The organism is Arthrobacter sp. UCD-GKA, assembly GCF_001863355.1.
In the GTDB taxonomy this organism is placed as follows: domain Bacteria; phylum Actinomycetota; class Actinomycetes; order Actinomycetales; family Micrococcaceae; genus Paeniglutamicibacter.
In genome coordinates, this window is record NZ_MOLR01000015.1 from 87,003 (window position 1) to 104,253 (window position 17,251).

At 68.3% G+C, this 17,251-nt stretch carries 16 protein-coding genes; 10 read left to right on the top strand and 6 right to left on the bottom strand.

Translation table 11 applies throughout. The features are described 5' to 3' along the window. The first annotated feature begins 4 nt into the window (after positions 1-4). The 4 genes from BLJ79_RS20175 to BLJ79_RS20190 all read left to right on the top strand — a co-directional run bounded on the left by BLJ79_RS20175 (position 5) and on the right by BLJ79_RS20190 (position 2,444). The gene (locus tag BLJ79_RS20175) at positions 5-340 is read left to right on the top strand and encodes a hypothetical protein (protein WP_071216580.1); all 336 of its coding nucleotides are present in this window, start codon (positions 5-7) and stop codon (positions 338-340) included. A gap of 451 nt (positions 341-791) precedes the next feature. Next, positions 792-1,424, top strand: coding sequence for a PRC-barrel domain-containing protein (locus BLJ79_RS20180; RefSeq protein WP_071216581.1), 633 nt, complete (start codon positions 792-794; stop codon positions 1,422-1,424). Between the two features lie 78 nt (positions 1,425-1,502). Next, the gene (locus tag BLJ79_RS20185) at positions 1,503-2,093 is read left to right on the top strand and encodes a hypothetical protein (RefSeq protein ID WP_071216583.1); all 591 of its coding nucleotides are present in this window, start codon (positions 1,503-1,505) and stop codon (positions 2,091-2,093) included. A 165-nt stretch (positions 2,094-2,258) separates the two neighbouring features. After that, positions 2,259-2,444 (top strand): CsbD family protein, encoded by a 186-nt coding sequence (locus BLJ79_RS20190; protein ID WP_071216585.1) that lies wholly within the window; start codon positions 2,259-2,261, stop codon positions 2,442-2,444. A gap of 150 nt (positions 2,445-2,594) precedes the next feature. On the opposite strand, the gene BLJ79_RS20195 is transcribed toward BLJ79_RS20190, so the two are convergent. Beyond that, positions 2,595-3,626 carry a helix-turn-helix domain-containing protein gene (locus tag BLJ79_RS20195; RefSeq protein ID WP_071216587.1) on the bottom strand — a complete coding sequence of 344 codons (1,032 nt, stop codon included), beginning with the start codon at positions 3,624-3,626 and terminating at the stop codon, positions 2,595-2,597. 483 nt (positions 3,627-4,109) lie between these two features. Between BLJ79_RS20195 and BLJ79_RS20200 the strand changes: the two genes are divergently transcribed. Beyond that, positions 4,110-5,192: a carboxylate-amine ligase gene (locus tag BLJ79_RS20200; RefSeq protein ID WP_071216588.1), complete on the top strand. Its 1,083-nt coding sequence runs from the start codon at positions 4,110-4,112 to the stop codon at positions 5,190-5,192. Positions 5,193-5,375: 183 nt separating this feature from the next. Here the strand turns inward: BLJ79_RS20200 and BLJ79_RS20205 are convergent, their stop codons facing one another. The 3 genes from BLJ79_RS20205 to BLJ79_RS20215 form a co-directional block, all read right to left on the bottom strand. After that, the gene (locus BLJ79_RS20205; protein ID WP_071216590.1) at positions 5,376-5,600 is read right to left on the bottom strand and encodes a hypothetical protein; all 225 of its coding nucleotides are present in this window, start codon (positions 5,598-5,600) and stop codon (positions 5,376-5,378) included. A 27-nt stretch (positions 5,601-5,627) separates the two neighbouring features. Then, the gene (locus BLJ79_RS20210; protein WP_071216592.1) at positions 5,628-5,894 is read right to left on the bottom strand and encodes a DUF7218 family protein; all 267 of its coding nucleotides are present in this window, start codon (positions 5,892-5,894) and stop codon (positions 5,628-5,630) included. Positions 5,895-6,092: 198 nt separating this feature from the next. Continuing rightward, the gene (locus BLJ79_RS20215) at positions 6,093-7,094 is read right to left on the bottom strand and encodes a helix-turn-helix domain-containing protein (RefSeq protein WP_286135720.1); all 1,002 of its coding nucleotides are present in this window, start codon (positions 7,092-7,094) and stop codon (positions 6,093-6,095) included. Between the two features lie 315 nt (positions 7,095-7,409). Here BLJ79_RS20215 and BLJ79_RS20220 point away from each other — a divergent pair, with 315 nt between their 5' ends. The 4 genes from BLJ79_RS20220 to BLJ79_RS20230 all read left to right on the top strand — a co-directional run bounded on the left by BLJ79_RS20220 (position 7,410) and on the right by BLJ79_RS20230 (position 13,137). After that, a complete protein-coding gene (locus tag BLJ79_RS20220) occupies positions 7,410-7,880 on the top strand; it encodes a hypothetical protein (protein WP_071216595.1) in 471 nt (156 codons plus the stop codon). Between the two features lie 149 nt (positions 7,881-8,029). After that, the gene (locus BLJ79_RS23475; protein ID WP_175475553.1) at positions 8,030-8,185 is read left to right on the top strand and encodes a hypothetical protein; all 156 of its coding nucleotides are present in this window, start codon (positions 8,030-8,032) and stop codon (positions 8,183-8,185) included. Between the two features lie 747 nt (positions 8,186-8,932). Next, positions 8,933-12,295 (top strand): efflux RND transporter permease subunit, encoded by a 3,363-nt coding sequence (locus BLJ79_RS20225; protein WP_071216596.1) that lies wholly within the window; start codon positions 8,933-8,935, stop codon positions 12,293-12,295. A gap of 389 nt (positions 12,296-12,684) precedes the next feature. Continuing rightward, complete coding sequence (locus BLJ79_RS20230) at positions 12,685-13,137, top strand: pyridoxamine 5'-phosphate oxidase family protein (RefSeq protein WP_071216598.1); 453 nt, start codon at positions 12,685-12,687, stop codon at positions 13,135-13,137. A gap of 48 nt (positions 13,138-13,185) precedes the next feature. Here the strand turns inward: BLJ79_RS20230 and BLJ79_RS20235 are convergent, their stop codons facing one another. After that, positions 13,186-13,995 (bottom strand): ABC transporter permease, encoded by an 810-nt coding sequence (locus BLJ79_RS20235; RefSeq protein ID WP_286135765.1) that lies wholly within the window; start codon positions 13,993-13,995, stop codon positions 13,186-13,188. Between the two features lie 29 nt (positions 13,996-14,024). After that, positions 14,025-14,945 (bottom strand): ATP-binding cassette domain-containing protein, encoded by a 921-nt coding sequence (locus tag BLJ79_RS20240; protein ID WP_071216600.1) that lies wholly within the window; start codon positions 14,943-14,945, stop codon positions 14,025-14,027. A gap of 355 nt (positions 14,946-15,300) precedes the next feature. Here BLJ79_RS20240 and BLJ79_RS20245 point away from each other — a divergent pair, with 355 nt between their 5' ends. Beyond that, positions 15,301-17,235 carry an HNH endonuclease signature motif containing protein gene (locus BLJ79_RS20245; RefSeq protein ID WP_071216601.1) on the top strand — a complete coding sequence of 645 codons (1,935 nt, stop codon included), beginning with the start codon at positions 15,301-15,303 and terminating at the stop codon, positions 17,233-17,235. Positions 17,236-17,251 lie beyond the last annotated feature (16 nt).

Below are 17,251 nucleotides of genomic sequence, written 5' to 3' on the forward strand. Positions count from 1 at the left end.
CGTCATGCTGGGACACGGCTACCTGAACGCGTTGAAGAAGGCCAAGAGCACCGTCTACGGGCCGGGGCGGGAGAAGGTCGGCACGCTGGGGAACATCTTCATGGATGTGCGCACCGGGGATGCGGACTTCGTCAGCGTCCACCTGGGGTTGTTTGGCTCCGAGGAAGCCTTGGTTTCACTCAACGGCGCCGTGTTCACCGACGGACATCTCCAGGTCCGCTACCCCAAGGACGTCATCAAGCACGCCCCGAACATCGATCCCGCCGCGGATCTTGGCGACGAGGCCAAATCCATGCTCGATGAATACTATGCGGCAATGGATCCCGATAACGGTTCGTAGCGCCCGCCAACACCCGGCTTCACCCGCAAGCCGCCCATGCACCGCGTCTTGGTCCCCGTCGTCCCGGGCTGGCACCGGGCCGGCCCGCGAAATCATGCGTTTCCGAAGGGCTGCGGCACCAAGTCTTGGTATTTTCGCGATACAGGTCCGCCCGACGCGCCGGCTTGCCCCCAACGGCTTGACACTTACTTGAACCGGATCGGCAGCGGTGTTTAGCKATTGTCAGGAACAACCGGCCGAACCGACGCTGCTGCAGCGGTGCCGGGGCACGGTGCCGGGACCGGAAGGAGGCCAGGGATGGCTCGGATGCCTCCGCCGGCCGCCGCACACCAGCGGACCGGCCAGGAGGTACCGGCAGCTGCGCTGCCCAGGGGCACATCGCTGGAGGGGCCAGCCCGGTGCCGGGTCAGGCGCCAAGTTCCTCCGGAGCCTGCAAGGAAGGGAAAACACCATGTTGCAACACGAAAACTTCAAGCCCTTGCTGGAATCCAAGACGAACGTGTTTGGTTCCGACGGCGAAAAGATTGGCACGCTCGGTCAGATCTATCTTGACGACGGAACCGATCTTCCGCACTTTGCCACCGTCAACACCGGGCTTTTCGGCTCGAAGGAGAACTTCGTTCCGCTCACCGATGCGGAAATCACCAATGGCAACCTCTACGTCAAATACACCAAGCATTTCGTCAAGGACGCTCCGGACATCGGCCCAACCGGCCATCTGAGCCCCGAAGACGAAGACCGGCTCTTTGAATACTATTCCCAGGCAGGCCTTGGCCAGGGTCGCGCGGCGGACGCCGGGCAAGCAGAGCCGTACCTGGCCCGGGAGCACCGGGAGCCAACGACCTCCCGCATCCGCCGGTACGACGCCGCGGAGGCGAATCGCCGGGAGGAAAACGTGGAGGACCCCGGCCGCGAGGCAGGTCCCGGTTCACCTGGCGACGCAGATTTCCAGGGGACCAGGGACAAGGCCCGGAACACGAAGGCCAGGGTCGAGGAAGAGCAGCTGGCCGAGGGGCCGCGCGCAACCACCGAAGAGGGACCCGAGGCGAGGGGTCCCGGCCCTCTGCACCGCATGGACCCCTGAGCGCGCACCCGCCGCAGCAACCGGCGAGAGCGCAACCACCAGCCATTGTCCGTTTTCACTTGAGAAAGAGGTCGTTCGATGGAAACCACAGGATCCGGATCAAGCACCGCCGACTACCGCAGCAATGAACGGCTCTCCCGCGAGAGCCAGGAATTCGGTGGCGTCAAGGTCGGAAGCACCTTCTTTGGCTGGGTCGTTGCGATGGGGATGAGCGTGCTGCTGACAGCGCTCCTCACCGCGTTCGGTGCCGGCGTCGGACTTGCCACGAAGAACGACTTGGGCTCCGCGGCCGAAAACATGGCACGCAACCCGGACGCGGCGGCGTGGATTTCCGCAGCGGCCTTGGTCCTGGTGCTGTTCATCGCCTACTTCTGCGGCGGCTACGTGGCAGGACGCATGGCCCGCTTCCATGGTGGCCGCCAGGGCGTGGCTGTATGGGTCTGGGCCATAGTCGCCGCAATCGTGGTGGCCGCCCTGACGATGGCTCCCGACATCAACTTCGACGCCTGGCGCCAGCTCAACGGCAGCCCACTGGTTCCGCAGCAATGGAACATGGGGTTGCTGGGGTGGATCGTGCTCGCCATCGCCTTGGTGATCCCGTTGATTGCCGCCGTCCTAGGCGGACACGCGGGCATGCGTTACCACCGCCGCATCGACAGAAGCTTCTAGTCCGGCCGAGCCGAAACCGGCTCTGGCCGCCAAGAATTCCGCCACCCCGGGAAGGGAGGGATACGAAAGGCCCCACCACTGAACCCGGGATGTGCGGGCCCATACCGGTGCACGCATCAAGCGGCCCGGCATTCCACCGTTGAACCACAGCAAGGAGGAATCCCCATGGGACTCGGAGACAAGATCAGCAACAAGGCCAAGGAAGCCGCCGGCAAGATCAAGGAAAAGACCGGTGACGCGACCGACAACGAAGAAATGCAGGCCGAGGGCCTGAAGGACCAGGCGGTGGCCAAGGCGAAGCAGGCCGCAGAACGGGCCAAGGACGCAGCCAAGGACATCAACCGCGAGTAGGCCCCGGCGCACGGCAGGGAGCCGGCCCGTCACCGGGCCGGCTCCCCTTGCCGTCCGGACACCTACGGTTCCCTTCCCCTGCAGCCACCCGAAGCACGCGGCCCCGGTCGACGGTGTCGGTGCACCACACGGCCCATCTGGCCGGCGTGCCTAGAGTTCCGACAGCGGCGTGTCCAGCATCCAGGCCAAGGAGGTGCCGTCCACGTGGCCCTCGCGCATGCCCTTGAGGTGGGCGTTGAAAAGGTCGTAGGGGATGCGCGGCGCCCGGTAGGCCCGTGCCCGGGGATGGCTGAGGCACCGGGGGTTCTGCCACACCAGCAATTGCAGGGTTCCTTCGTCCGCATGCACGAGGGCCGGCCCCGGTTGGATGTCCAGGGACTCCAGCCGCTGGGTCAGCGCCTTGGCCGAGACCCCCGCTTCCCACAGGAAGTCGGCCAGCTCCCGGGGGGTCTGCCTGTTCCAGTCGATCGAACGCAGCCCCGCTTCCGGCAGCAGGAGGGAATAGGCGAAGTCGGTGGACCAGTTGTCCGAGGAGAGCCGGCGGCGTCCGATGTCCGACTGCCTGCCCCCGACCAGTTCTCCAAGCTCGCGCGCCAGCACCAGGTTGGCCTGGTACCACGCACCCGTGCCGCGCACCACCACATACGTCACCTTGCTGGTGGCCATGGCCCGGGCGTCGAAGGCCGGGCCCTCGCCCACCACGAACACCCCGATGCCGTAGGTGTGCTCGATCGCAGCGGGAAGATCGTGGATGAAGGGGCCCGGCGAATTCGCGGCAAGCCCGCGAACCGCCTCAGCAGCTGCGACCTCCGGCGGCGTTCCCGGTTCGACGGCGGGCACCGACGGGGTGGACAACCCGACCTCACGGTAGGCCCCTGCCGGAAACGCCACCGTCTCGGCCACCCGGTCCGGGCGTTCGGTGCCGATGGGCGGACTTCCGCGGTCCCAGTCCGCCGGCTCGTGCCCGGTGCCTCGCGGGTCGCCCGTGACCAGCCACTGCAACGAAACCCGCAGGATCTTGGCCAACGCGGCCAGCTCCCCCGCGCTGAAATTCCGCTGTCCACTCAACGACCGGCTCAAGCCATCCTGCGTCATGGAAGCCTGTCGGGCAATCGCCGCCTGCTTCAGTCCCCCGTCGTTCGACCTGATGGCATCCATGACCCGCAGACGGATTTGTTCCATTGTCCCTGCCTTCCCCAATTCTGGATGGTTTCCAGGCAGAGCGGCCACCTTGGTGCACGCGCCGCTCACGTCCCATGCACAGCATTGCCGCACCAGGGCCTCCATGTAAAGGCATTTTTCCCTCCTGCCGCTTTGCGCCGGCAGCGTCGGTCCCGGGGTCAGGCAGGTGGGTGTCGAAATCCTTGACGGTGCCACCGGGACGCGGCACAGTAGCACCATGCCGGAGAGATCCGGCCCGGCATTGGCCATATGGGTGCCGGCGGTCCCGGCGAAGGAGAACAGCATGAACCACCATTGGCGCCAGGAGCACCGGCCCGTCTCCGCCCCCGGTGTCATTGATCGATGCGGCGCATAGGCTGCATCCACGACACCGACGGGCCGACGCGGGCCCGCCGGGCCCCGTCGTGCCACAGGTCCCTTTGCCACGCGGTGGCAGACGGCGGACAGCGGCTTCACGCCTCGTTTCAAGGAAAGGCATAGCCCATGAGCACCTTTGGCATCGAAGAGGAATTCTTCCTGCTGGATCCCGCCTCGGGACTTCCTGCCGTCCCCGACGAAGACACCCGGGAGCGGTTGATGTCGATCCGGGCCGGGGCCAGCACACCGCAACATGAGCTGTTGGACTGCCAGGTGGAAATGGCGACACCGGTATGTTCCGCATCCGACGAGGCACTGGCCTCATTGCGCGGGTTCCGCCGGAACCTGGCGACCACCGCGTCCGCCAGCAACCTGGTGGCGGTTTCGGTGGGCGCAGCTCCCCTGATACCCGAAGGCCCGGCAACCATCGCCCCGGTGGACAGGTACCGGCAGATACACCGCTACCTGCCGGGAATCAGCAGCCAGCAATATGTCTCGGGCATGCACGTGCATGTGTCGATCGCCGATTCGGAGGCCGGGGTCCTGGCGTTGAACGGCGTGCGCAGGTGGCTGCCCATGCTGGTGGCGATCGGTGCGAACTCTCCATATTGGCGGGGCATGGACACCGGTTTTGCCTCCTGGCGCAGCATCCACTACCGGATGTGGTCGGTCCAGGGGATCCAGCCCCACTTCGCCGATCCCGAGGACTACTACAGGTTCCTTTCCCAGGTCCTGGGTTCCGACGTGGTCCTGGATGCCGGCCACATCGGCTGGGCGGCGCGCCTGTCCCAAAACTATCCAACCATCGAGATCCGCGTCGCCGATGCTCAACTGAGGGCCGCGGATTCGGTGGCCCTGGCCCTGGCCCTCAGGGCACTGGTGGAAACATGCGTCCACCAGCCTCTGCCCGAATCCGGGTTGCGCAGCGAAATGCTCGATCTCGCCTACTGGCAGGGAGCCAAACACGGCCTGGACGGAAGCCAGCTGGACCCCGAGTCCGGGCGGTCGGTATCCCCCGAGCAGATGGTGGGGGCCCTGCTGCGGCGCATCGGCGATGCCCTGGAGGAAAACGGGGACAAGGAGGAGGTGGAAACGGCGTTCGGCCGCCTGCTGGCCGATGGCAATGGTGCGCGGCTCCAGCGCAACAGCCTCGCCTTCGGCGGCCTGGAAGGCGTGGTCGGCCGTGCCGCCGCACTCATGGTGGAATGACCTTTTTGAATGACCTTGCTCAACGACGTGGTGGAACAACAACTCGTTGAATGGAAACGCCTTGCCGGTGGCTTCCCCGCCGCCACCTGCGCTGCGCACCTGCGGGGGTTCGGGGCCGCGACTGGTTGACGTGGGGCCCCTGCTCCGATGGCACAGGCGTGGCCGCCGGCCGCGGCCCGCGGTTCAGCGCTCGTCTTGGTTCTGGTCTCCCTCCATGCCTGGTGCCGCCGCAGGGTCCTGCCCGGCGGCTTGGTCGCCGGAGGCCTCCCCCGGAACAGGGGTGGAGGCATCCTGGGTTTCCTCGTCGTCCACCAGGGTCTCAGCGTCCCGCAACGGATCGAAGCTGTCGAGTCTCTTGTATCCCCCGGGCTGTTCAGGGGGTTGCCGCCCGGGCTTCGAATCGGCCATGTGGTTTCCTCCTTCCGTGCCCTGCCCTCACGAATTGCGCAGGGACTCGATCAGTTCGTCCTTCGTCTGCTTCGAATACCCGTGCAGGCCGATTTCCTTGGCCCGGTTCTTCAATTCCGGAACGGTCCAATCCTCGTATTTTCCGGATTCCCCGCCCCGTTCTCCCACCGCCGAACGACCGTCCTTGGCGGCGGCGTTGGCGATCCGTGCGGACTTCTGCTTCGAGTTCCCTTCATCGCGCAGCTTCTCGTAGAGTTCGTCGTCCTTGATCTGCGGAGTCTTGTCCCTGGGCATGGTGTTCCTCCCCTCCCAATGGTTTGTGCCGGTCCGGGGCCTCGCGCACGAGGCCGCAGGCGGGCCGGCACCTTGCTGCGGGCCCGGGCGCGACACCGGTTCCGCATTGCCTGAATGCGCACCGGACGCCCGTGTCCGTGTGTGCCACGCTACTGCCCGCGCCGCCGGTTTCCAACCTTTTGGCAACGGGCCGGGAGCTCAGAGTTCCGCCAGCGGCGTGTCGAGCATCCAGGCCAGCGATGACCCGTCGACCACGCCGCGGCGCATGCCCGAAAGGTGCGCGCCGAACAGGTCCGCCGGAATCCGCGGGGCGCGATACGCCCTGGCCCGGTGGTGGCTCAGGCACTCGGGATCCTGCCAGACCAGCAGCTGCAAGGTTCCCTCGTCGGCATGCACCATCGCCGGGCCGCGGGCGATGCCCAGTGCGTCGAGCCGGTGCGCCAGCGCCTTGGCCGGGGCCCCGGATTCCCACAGGAACCCGGCCAGCTCGCGCGGGGTCTGCCTGTTCCAGTCGATCGACCTCAACCGGGCGGCGGGCAGCAGCAGCGCCAACGCGAAGTCAAGGGCCCAGCCGTCCTCGGCCTGCGTGCGGATGCCGATGCCTTCGTGCCGCCCGCCCAGCAGCGCGCCCAGCTCGCGGGCCAGCGCCAGGTTCGCCTGGTACCAGGCCCCGGTGCCTCGCACCATGATGTAGGTGACCTCGTCCGTCCGCATGGCCCGGGCGTCGAACGCCGGTCCCTCGGCGGCCACGAACACCCCGATCCCGTAGGCCTGTTCAATGGCCGCGGGCAGGTCATGCACGAACGCCTGCCCCAGGGCCTCATCCAGCACCCTCGCAACCCGCGCCGCACCCTCCTCGGGGTCCAGGCCGGGCTCAAGCTGCGGCACCGTCCCGGTGCCCAGCCCCACCTCCCGATACGCCCCGGCGGGGAAAGCCACGGTCTCCGCCACGGAATCGTGCTTCCAGCCGGCGCCCTGTCCGTCCCGGCCAGTGGCGCCCTCGGGGCGCGGGTCCCCGGTGATAAGCCAGCTCAGCGACACCTTGAGCACCTTGGAAAGTTTCGCCAGCTCGGTGGCGCTGAAGTTGCGTTGCCCGCTCAGGGAGCGGCTGAGCGCATCGCGGCTCATGCCGATTTGCCGGGCGACCTTCGCCTGCGTCAGGCCGTCGTTGTGCGACTGCATGGCGTCCTGGACGCGCAAGCGGATCCCTTCCACAAGTCTTCACACCCCTCATGCATTCGTCCTGCGGCCCGCGGCCTCGGTCCGTGGCCGGCGGAATTGCCGTTGCGGCACTAGGGACAGCATTCACCACCCACCGGCGGCGTGTAAAGGAAGGCCACCACCCCTACGTCCCCCTGCACCCCGCCGGTCCATGCACTCCGGGACGGAATCCGGAGCGAGTTTTCGGCGTCGCGGGCACTTGACGCCCGGGGCGCGGAGCGAGACGGTGGCAGGGAGGGAATCCACCCACCAACCGCATCGAAGCCCCCGCGGGCGGGAACGAGAGGAAGCACGATGGACACGTTCCCCGAACCTCCGGCGCAGGAGCCCGTACTGCCAGACTCGACCCCGCTGGATCCGGAGCTCCCCGGGATCGACGGGCTGGGCGGCATGGAGGCCAGCCGGGGCAGCGGCTACGCGGTCACCGTGCACACCCACGGCACCGACCTTCCCGGCGGCCCCGCCACGCTGGCCATCGAAATCCGCTCGACCGCGGGAATCAACGAACCCCTCACGCTGTGCATCGACCAGGACTACCTGGATCGGCTGGGCACGTTGACCATGACCCCGGCCCCGGAAGCCGAATCCAGCGACGGCATGTACCGGATGCTCGATTTCCCGGCGCCCCGTGCCCCGGGATTTCGCCTCTCGATCTCCGCCGCGAGCCTTGGCACAGAGGCCCCGGCGGCCGTCGGGGACCTGAACGTCTACGTCGGCGGGATCCATGTCGCCACCATCGACCTGCGCACCGGAGAGGCGCCGTAACCCGAAGCGCGAAGCGGCGACTGTCTGGATTTTCCCAACACCCCGGGCAGCGTCCCAAGAAATCCCTCCCCGAAACCCGCCTTCCACTCCCGCCTGACCTGCCTCTTCGGTAACCTCTCGGGTAGCACACCAACCAGGAGGGGCGGCCCATGGCCCAGGCAGGATTCGCATCGGTCGACAAGGCCGTTCCCGGTGTGCGCGGCGGATCGTTGACGGCAATGGGGGTTCCCGTCAACGATCCGCGAACGATCCAGCACCGAGAGCGCCGGCGGCCCCGCGGCCGGGCCGGGCAGGCCGCCACCTAGCCAAGAGCATGTTCCCTGGCCGTCCGCGCCAACCACGGTGGGCCACCGCCGGGAACATGAACCAGCCATGCCCCCTTCGCGGGTGCCGGGAAAGAATACTCGAATCGGGGGATTCCCGGCACCCGCGAAGGTATACACCAAGACCTGCGCGTGGGTCCGCTCCGCAAGGGGAGCGGACCCACGCGCAGTTTGCTCAGCCCGGAGGCCTGGTGGTCGGATCCGGATGGGGCATCGGGTCCGGGCCCGGCACCGGGTTCGGGAACGGGGCGGGGTCCGGCGGATACGGATCGGGCCCGGGGCCAGGGGGAACCGGGTACGGCCCGGGATCCGGTTCAGGCTCCGGGGTCGACGGCGGTGCGGGCGGATAGTCCGGATCCGGCCCGGGCGGCGGGCCCGGCGGCGGTTCCGGGGACGGGGCGTGTTCGGGCGGCATGGTGGAGTCGCTGACCGGCACCATCCGGGGGCTGGATCCATCGGGGGAATTCTGGAACATGCTTTCTCCTCTGCTGGTGGGAGTTGACGCTCGTTCGTGCCGCGGGTTCCCGGCGGCGGGCCGGTCCCGGACGGCGGCGGCAGCTGCGGGCCGTTGGCCTATCGTTGCACGGACGCGCACGCCAAGTACACCCTTTTGACACCCGGTGCCCTCCCGGGGCAAGGTACGCCTTTGGATGGACCCGGCGGCCTCCGGCGCCAACTAGAGTGGGTTGCGGAGCAATAGCGAACAAGACAATCTTTCTAGGATGGCAGATGCATCGGCTGGCCGCACTTTCCCTGGGCAACCGTGCCCTCATCGCACTGATCACCGTGTTTGTGGCGGTCTTCGGCGTGATCACCATGGGGCAACTCAAGCAGGAACTCATTCCCGCGCTCGAGTTCCCGCGGATCTCCGTGGTGGCATCCCAGTCCGGCGCATCCCCGGAGGTCATCGACAAGCAGGTGGCCCAGCCGCTGGAGGGCGCGCTGCAGGCCGTCGAGGGCCTGGAATCCTCCTCCTCGACCTCGCAGACCGGCTTCACCACGATCTCTCTGTCCTTCGCCTACGGCACCGACCTGGACCGCGCCCGCGCCCAGGTCGACAAGGCCATCTCCAACGCCAAGGCCACGCTGCCCGAGGACGTGGAACCCTCCGCGTTCGCCGGCTCCATCTCCGACTTCCCCATCGTCTACCTGGCGGTCTCCGGCGGCAAGGACCTGAACTCGCTGCGCTCCGACGTCGAGCGCCTGGTGCTGCCCAAGCTCTCCAAGATCGACGGCGTGCGCACCGCGGACGTCTCGGGCGGCACCTCCCAGCACATCGCCGTGCTGCCGGACGCCGCCACGCTGGCCTCCGAGCGCCTGGGCGTCAACGACCTGAAGACCGTCATCGAGGAAGGCTCGGGGCTGATGCCCGTGGGCCGGCTGGACACCGACGGCCTGGACCTGCCGGTCACCTCCGGCTCGCTGGTCGACTCGCTGAACGCCGTCAAGTCCCTGCCGGTGCGCGGGGCCTCCGGGGTGTACGACCTCTCCCAGCTGGCCGAGGTGAAGATGGTCGATGACACCGCCACCTCCATCACCCGCACCAACGGGGTCGAGACCCTGGCCGTGTCGGTGACCAAGAAGCCCGCCGGGGACACCGTGGGCATCTCCCACGCCGTGGCCGCCGCGTTGCCGGCCCTGGCCGACCAGCTCGGCGCGGACGCGAAGTTCACCACGGTCTTCGACCAGGCCCCGTTCATCGAGCAGTCCATCCACGACCTCACCGTCGAGGGCCTGCTGGGCCTGGGCTTCGCCGTCGTGGTGATCCTCATCTTCCTGCTTTCGGTGCGCTCCACCCTGGTCACCGCGATCTCCATCCCGTTGTCCCTGCTGGTGACCTTCATCGGGCTGCGCATGGGCGGCTACTCGCTGAACATGCTGACCCTGGGCGCGCTGACCATCTCCATCGGCCGCGTGGTCGACGACTCCATCGTGGTCATCGAAAACATCAAGCGGCACCTGGCCTACGGCGAGGAAAAGTCCAAGGCCATCCTCACCGCGGTGCGCGAGGTCGCCACCGCCGTGACGGCCGCTACGCTGACCACCGTGGCGGTGTTCCTGCCCGTGGCCTTGGTCGGCGGCATGGCCGGGGAGCTGTTCCGGCCTTTCGCGCTGACCGTGACCATCGCGCTGCTCGCCTCGCTGCTGGTCTCCCTGACCATCGTCCCGGTGCTGGCCTACTGGTTCCTGGGCCACACCCGGCCCGGCGCCGCGGACCTCGCCGCCGCGCGCGCGAAGGCGGAGAAGAAGGAAGCGGCTTCCTGGCTGCAGCGCGGCTACTCCCCCGTCCTCAAGGGCACCCAGAGGCACCCGGTGATCACGCTTGTCGCCTCCGTGGCGTTGCTGGGTCTGACCGTCATCATGGTCCCGCTGGTGCCCACCAACCTGCTGGGCGGCACCGGGCAAAACACCTTCTCGGTCACGCAGAAGCTTCCGGCCGGATCCTCGCTGGAAACCACCATGAAGGCCGCCGCCCCCGTCGAGAAGGCCCTGCGCAACCTCGATTCCGTGGTCGACGTGCAGCTGACCGCCGGCACCCCCTCGGGCGGGTTCGCCGCATTCCTGGCCGGCGGCACCGACTCGGCCTCCTTCACCGTGATGACCGATGCCGATGCCGACCAGGAAGCGATCCAGGACGCGGCCCGCGCCGCGGTCAAGCCCCTGGCCAAGGACTCCGAGATCTCCATTTCCGCCTCCGAGGGCGGCATGGGCGGATCCTCCGCCGTCACCGTGCAGGTCGGCGCTCCCACCCCCGAGATCCTCACCGAGGCCACCGAGGCCACCCGCGAGGCCATGGCCGGCATCGAGGGTGCCACCGACCTCAGCGACAACCTGTCCACCGCCCGCCCGCAGGTCTCCGTGTCCATCAACCGGACCAAGGCCGCGGCCGCCGGGCTCTCCGAGGCGCAGATCGGCGCGCTCACCGCTGGCACGCTCTCCCCCGTACCCGCCGGCACCGTGCGCGTGGGCTACACCGACTATCCGGTGAGCATCGGTGAGGGAACCGACCTGACCAACCTGAACCAGCTGCGCGACCTCAAGCTGCCCACCGCCACCGGAACGGTGCGACTGGGCGACGTGGCGAAGGTCGAGCGCTCCGAGTCCCCGGCCACCATCACCTCCTCGAACGGGGAGCGGATCGCCACGGTCTCGATCACCCCGGGCGAGAACGACCTCGGCTCGGTCTCCGCCGAGGTCGCCAAGCGGCTCGACGCACTCGCCCTGCCCGAGGGCGCCACCGCCGAGCTGGGCGGGGCCGCCACCGAGCAGGCCGATTCCTTCGCCCAGCTCTACCTGGCGCTGCTGGCCGCGATCGCCATCGTCTACGTGGTGATGGTCGCGACCTTCAAGTCGCTCATCCAGCCGCTGATCCTGCTTGTTTCCATCCCGTTCGCCGCCACCGGCGCCATCGGGCTGCTGCTGCTCACCAATGTCCCGCTGGGCCTGCCCTCGCTGATCGGCATGCTGATGCTGGTGGGCATCGTGGTCACCAACGCGATAGTGCTGATCGATTTGATCAACCAGTACCGCCTGCCGCGCGACGGCCATCCGGCCATGAACCTGCAGGACGCGATCTACCACGGAGCCAGGCAGCGCCTGCGCCCGATCCTGATGACGGCGCTGGCCACCATCTTCGCCCTGGTGCCGATGGCCCTGGGCCTGACCGGCGGCGGCGGGTTCATCTCCAAGCCGCTGGCCGTGGTGGTCATCGGCGGGCTGGTCTCCTCCACCGCGCTGACATTGATCCTGGTTCCGGTGCTCTACCACCTGGTGGAGGGCGCCAAGGAGCGTGCCGCCGCGCACCGGGCCGAGAAGCACGGTGCCCACCCGGTCACCGAGGAGGTCATGGCGGTGGTGGGTGCCCGCATGGAGGTGCCCGCGGCGCAGGCTGCCCCCAAGGTGACCTCGACCCCGATCTCGGGGCCGGGCGCGGGAGCCATCCCGGCGCCGGCACCCACCGATCCCACGGCACCGGCACCGGCACCGGCACCCGGGGTGCTGATCAACCCGGCCACCGGATCGATTCCGCTGACCCGCCGGGAACGCAAGGAAATCGAGGGCGAGCTCAAGCACAAGCCCAAGAACTCCTAGCGCGGGCACCACGTGGGGAGGCCGGAACCATTGGTTCCGGCCTCCCCGCGTATTTTCTTGGCAACTTTTCCCCATCCACGCGCGGCGGACGGATTCCCCAACACCACTCCACCCCGGATTTCTCGCGTGCGCGTGCGCGCACCCGCGCGCGCGACGTATCCTTGGGGATGTCGGGACCGCTCGGGAAGACGCTGTGGCCCTACCAACCAACATCGGGAACCCTGCAGGCAGGGGCGCACGATGTTCGCGCCGGCAACCCACGAAAAACCGTCTCGGTATCGGCCCCGACGCAACCGGGTCCATCCATTCCGGGCGCCCGGCCGGGCAGGGCCCCCGAGAGGCGCAGTCCAGCTCTGGCCACATGGCGCGCGCCGACGTACGCTCAATCCATGGAAGAGAACCAGACCCACACGGACGTCGAAGCACTCGAATCGAACCAGTGCCTGGAACTGCTGCGGGCGGTTTCACTCGGCCATCTGGCCGTCAGCCACGATGACATGCCGCAGATCTTCCCGGTCAATTTCACCGTCGACCACGGGACCGTGGTGTTCCGCACCGGGGAGGGCACCAAGCTCAAGACGCTGCGTGCCCAGCCCCAGGTCGCATTCCAGGCCGACGGCGTCAACCAGGAGACAGGCGTCGCTTGGTCGGTCATGATCCAGGGCAAGGCCGAGCTCTTCGGCGGCATCGAGGAGACCCTGGACTCCTTCAACCTGATGCTCTTCCCGTGGGAGTCCGGCCCCAAGGACCAGTTCGTGCGCATCGTCCCGACCTCGATGACGGGCCGGCGCTTCAAGGTCGCCGACCCGCTGACCTGGTGGAAGCACATGCGCCACGGCTAAGCCGCCGCGACCGGAGTCGATGCCCGGGTCGATGCCCGTCCCCTTGGCTCAGGCGTCCCGGCGCGTGAAAACCCACATCCCGGCACCCAGCAGCACACCGGCCCAGGCCACCAGCACGGCGATCGCCGTCGCCGCGCCGTAGGGTTCCACCGCCCCGGTGCCCAGCACCTGCCCGGCCGTCGTCGGCAGGTAGACCACGACGCGTTGCACCCAGTCGACGGCGAACAACGGCAGGAGCTGCGGCAGCCCGAAGAGCAGCACGAACGCGCCGGTGATCGCCCCGGCGGTGCTGCGCAGCAGCGCCCCGATGCCCAGCATCACCACCGCGAGCATCCCCAGGTACGCCCCGCCGCCGGCCAGCGCGAGCAGCAGGTCGGACACCGTGAAGGCGCCATAGGTCCCTGCCGCCAGCGCCGCCACCAGCGTCCCGGACCCCACCAGCACCACGCCGCTTCCCAGCCCGACGATGCCCAGCACCGCGGCCTTGGCACCGAGCAGCCGGGAGCGCACCGGCACGGCCTGCAGCGAGGAAATGATCGTCCCGTTCGAATACTCCGAGGTGATCGCCAGGGCGGCGAGCGTGGCGATGAACAGCTGCGCCAGCTGCAAACAGGCCAGCGCCATGAACGGCGCGGGCATCGCCGACTCGTAGCCGTTGACCCCGCTGGCCCACGCGGAGAAACCGATCAGCCACGCCATCGCCAGCTGCGCGGCCAGGGCCACGGCCAGCGTGGTGCGGGTGGAACGCACCGCCCACAGCTTTGTGAACTCGAACGCCATCGCCGCCCGGAAGCCGGGCCTCGGCCCCGCCGCCACCGTGCGCGCACCGCCTGCCCCGGCCCTCCCGGCCTGCTTCATGCTGTCCACCTGTGTTGCCTTCGTCCCGCTCATGGTTCTTCCCCGATCCGTGTCGGCACGTAGTCCAGGGACTGGGCCGTCAGCTCCGTGTAGGCCTGTTCCAGCGACGCCCGCCGCAGGCCCAGCTCGTTGATCCGCACGCCCAATGAATGGGCGACGCCGCCGACCTCCTGCGTCGTGGCACCGGTGACCCGCAGCGAGTCCGGCCCCGCCACCGCCACCAAGTACCCGGCCCGCTCCAGACCCGCCGCCAGCACCCCTGCCTGCGGGGAGGAGACGACGACCGCCGTCTGCGCACTGGCGGCCAGCACCGCGTCCATCGACTGGTCGGCCAGCAGCTTCCCGCGCCCGATCACCACCAGGTGGTCGGCGGTGGACTGCATCTCGCTCATCAGGTGGCTGGAGACGAACACCGTCGCCCCGGCTCTGGCCTTCGCGCGCATCAGGTCGCGGATCCATGCGACCCCGTCGGCGTCCAGCCCGTTGACCGGTTCGTCGAACACCAGCACCTCCGGCTCGCCCAGCAACGCCGCGGCGATGCCCAGGCGCTGGCGCATGCCCAGCGAATAGGTGCCGATGCGCCGGCGCCCGGCCTCCCCGAGCCCCACTTCCTGCAGCACCGCATCCACGCGGGCCACCGGGATCCGGTTGCTGCGCGCCAGTCCCCGCAGGTGCGAATCCGCACGTTGCCCGCGGTGCCCGGTGCGCGGCTCGAGCAGCGCACCGACGGTGCGCAGCGGAGCGGCAAGCTGCGCATAGCGCACCCCGTTGACCAGCGCCCGGCCGGAACTCGGGGAATCGAGGCCCAGCAGCATCCGCATGGTGGTGGTTTTCCCCGCCCCGTTGGGCCCCAGGAACCCGGTGACCTTCCCCGGTGCCACCGTGACGCTCAGCGAATCCACGGCCCTGACCGACCCGAAGTCCTTGCCCAGGTTCTCCAGCGTGATCATGTTCTCCCTCCTTCCCGGACGGTCCCCCGCCCGTTTGTCCTTGTGCTTTTCCCTGTTTTCCACGCTAGGCCCGGGCCGGGCCCATTCACAGCAAAATCCCTCAGGGTCCGCCCCGAGACACCCCTGGTCTTTCCCCGACCAGACCCCGCACGAACTGCCCCCTTCGCATGCGCCTCGCCCACGCGTACACACGCGCACGCGTACACACGTGCACGCGTGCGACCTCGTGGCCCACCGGGGACCCGCCCCCGCCGGAACCCTCCCTCAAGGCACTCCCGGAATCACCCAACCCCCGGTTATCCACAATTTCCCGGCCCGGCCCCCATCGCACTCCCGAGCCCCGCACACTGGAGGCATGCAAACAGACGCCTTCATCGCCAACCTCGCTGGACACAGCGACTATCCGGGGTACTCACCGACCCCGGACGATGAACTGCGCGCATTGATCGAGGACATCCACCAGATCGACGCCCTCGTCGCCCGGATCGCCTCCCGTCCAGCTTCCCCCACCCGGGCTCTGCTCACCGCCATGACCATTGAGCAGGCCAAGCACGCCATCGCCGTCGCGCAGCTCAAGACCGCGCAGCTGGCCCGGCAATCCTTGGTGCATGAGCTGCCCGCCAACACCCTCACCGAGCTGCGCGCCATCGCCGAAGATCCCACCGCCTTCATGGCCGGCGAAACGCAGCTGCCCGAAGACCCGCGCACGGTTCCCACCGGCAAGCTGCAGTTCAAGACACCGGCCGACTGCCTCGCCGGCATGGCAGGCATCGACTACTTCGAGGCCCTCAACCGCATGCAAGCGGGCGATGACCTGCTGCCGGGCGTTGATGAGCATGGCATGCCGCGCGGCCCCCGTTACCCGCAGCTGGCGCAGCAGCTTGCCACCGGCAAGAGCGCGCCGAGCACCGTTGCCGCCGCGGCGCGCAAGCTGGAGAAGCTGCGCCCCGCCATCGAGTCCCGACCCGACGCCGCACAATTCGCCGAGCAGATCGAGTCCCGCGTGGCCGAATCCCTGGCCGAGGGCGACGCGAAGAACACCACCAAGCTCTTCGACAAGATCAGCGACGAGCTCGATGGCGCCGACTCCACCCCCACGCCCAAGGAAATCCGCAACAAGACCGGCATCTCCGTCACCAAGCGCACCCGGCACTTCACCTATTTCACCGCCTGCATGCTCAATGCCGACGCTGAGCTCTTTCTCTCGCATTTCGCCGAGTCCGACAACGCCCGCACCCTGGCCGGAAACCGCCAGGCCATCGCCGCGGCCGCCAAGGTCCCGGGCCGCGGACCCGCCACCGGCCCCTCCACCGCCCAGCCCGGCAGCACTCCTGCCGACAGCACAGACGATGAAGGAACCGGCACTACGGACAATGGGGATACAGGCAGCGCGGACGGCGCAACGTCCTCCACAGCCACAGCCACTGACCCCGATTGCGAGACAGGGACAGGTGCTACGCCGGTCGAAACCGACGGCGCCTCTCCCACCGCAAACGGCACCCCGTCAACCCCTGACAACCCCGGTTCCAACCCTGAACCGGCACCCGGTTCTCCACCGTTCCCGGCCACGGACCCCGACTCCACCCAGGATTCCTTGTTCCTGCCACCGGAACCCGCGGACGGACCCGATTGGTTCGACCACCCGCCCGACGCGGAAACCTTCGACGATCCGCCGCCGTTGGAAACCGGCACCGGCACGGACCTCGAGGAACCGACCCCGGCCCAACGGCACCTGCAAACCCTGCTGAATTTGATGCGCACTCCAAGGACCTCGGCCAACGGCGCCACCGGATTGCCCACGGCAAAGCTCTTCGTCTACATCACCTTGGAAGTCCTGCTGGGGCTGGCCCGAGGCGCCGGATGGAGCGCACACGGCCTGGAGATCTCGGTCGCCGAGGTGCGCAAACGACTCGCAGAGTTCGGGTTCATCCCCATCACGCTCGGCGGCGAGGGCCAGATCCTGGACTATGGGCGCGAGCGACGCTATCCACCCGAGTCCATGAAACAGGCGATCCGTGCCCGCGACCGCGGCTGCCTCAAGCCCGCCTGCGCCGTGCCGCCCGAACACTGCGACTACCACCACATCAAACCGTGGTCCGAGGGCGGAACCACGAGCGTGTGGAACCTGGGCATGTTCTGCCCCTCCGAGCACCGCGGCGCCGACAAGGGCGACTTCGAGGTCGTCATGAAGGACGGCGTCCCGTGGGTGAAGCTTGCCCCGTTCGAGGACCCCGAACAGCTTCCCCGCCGCAACAAGCACTGGCAGGGCGAACAACCACCGCTGTTCTGACCCGAGGTCCTGCCCC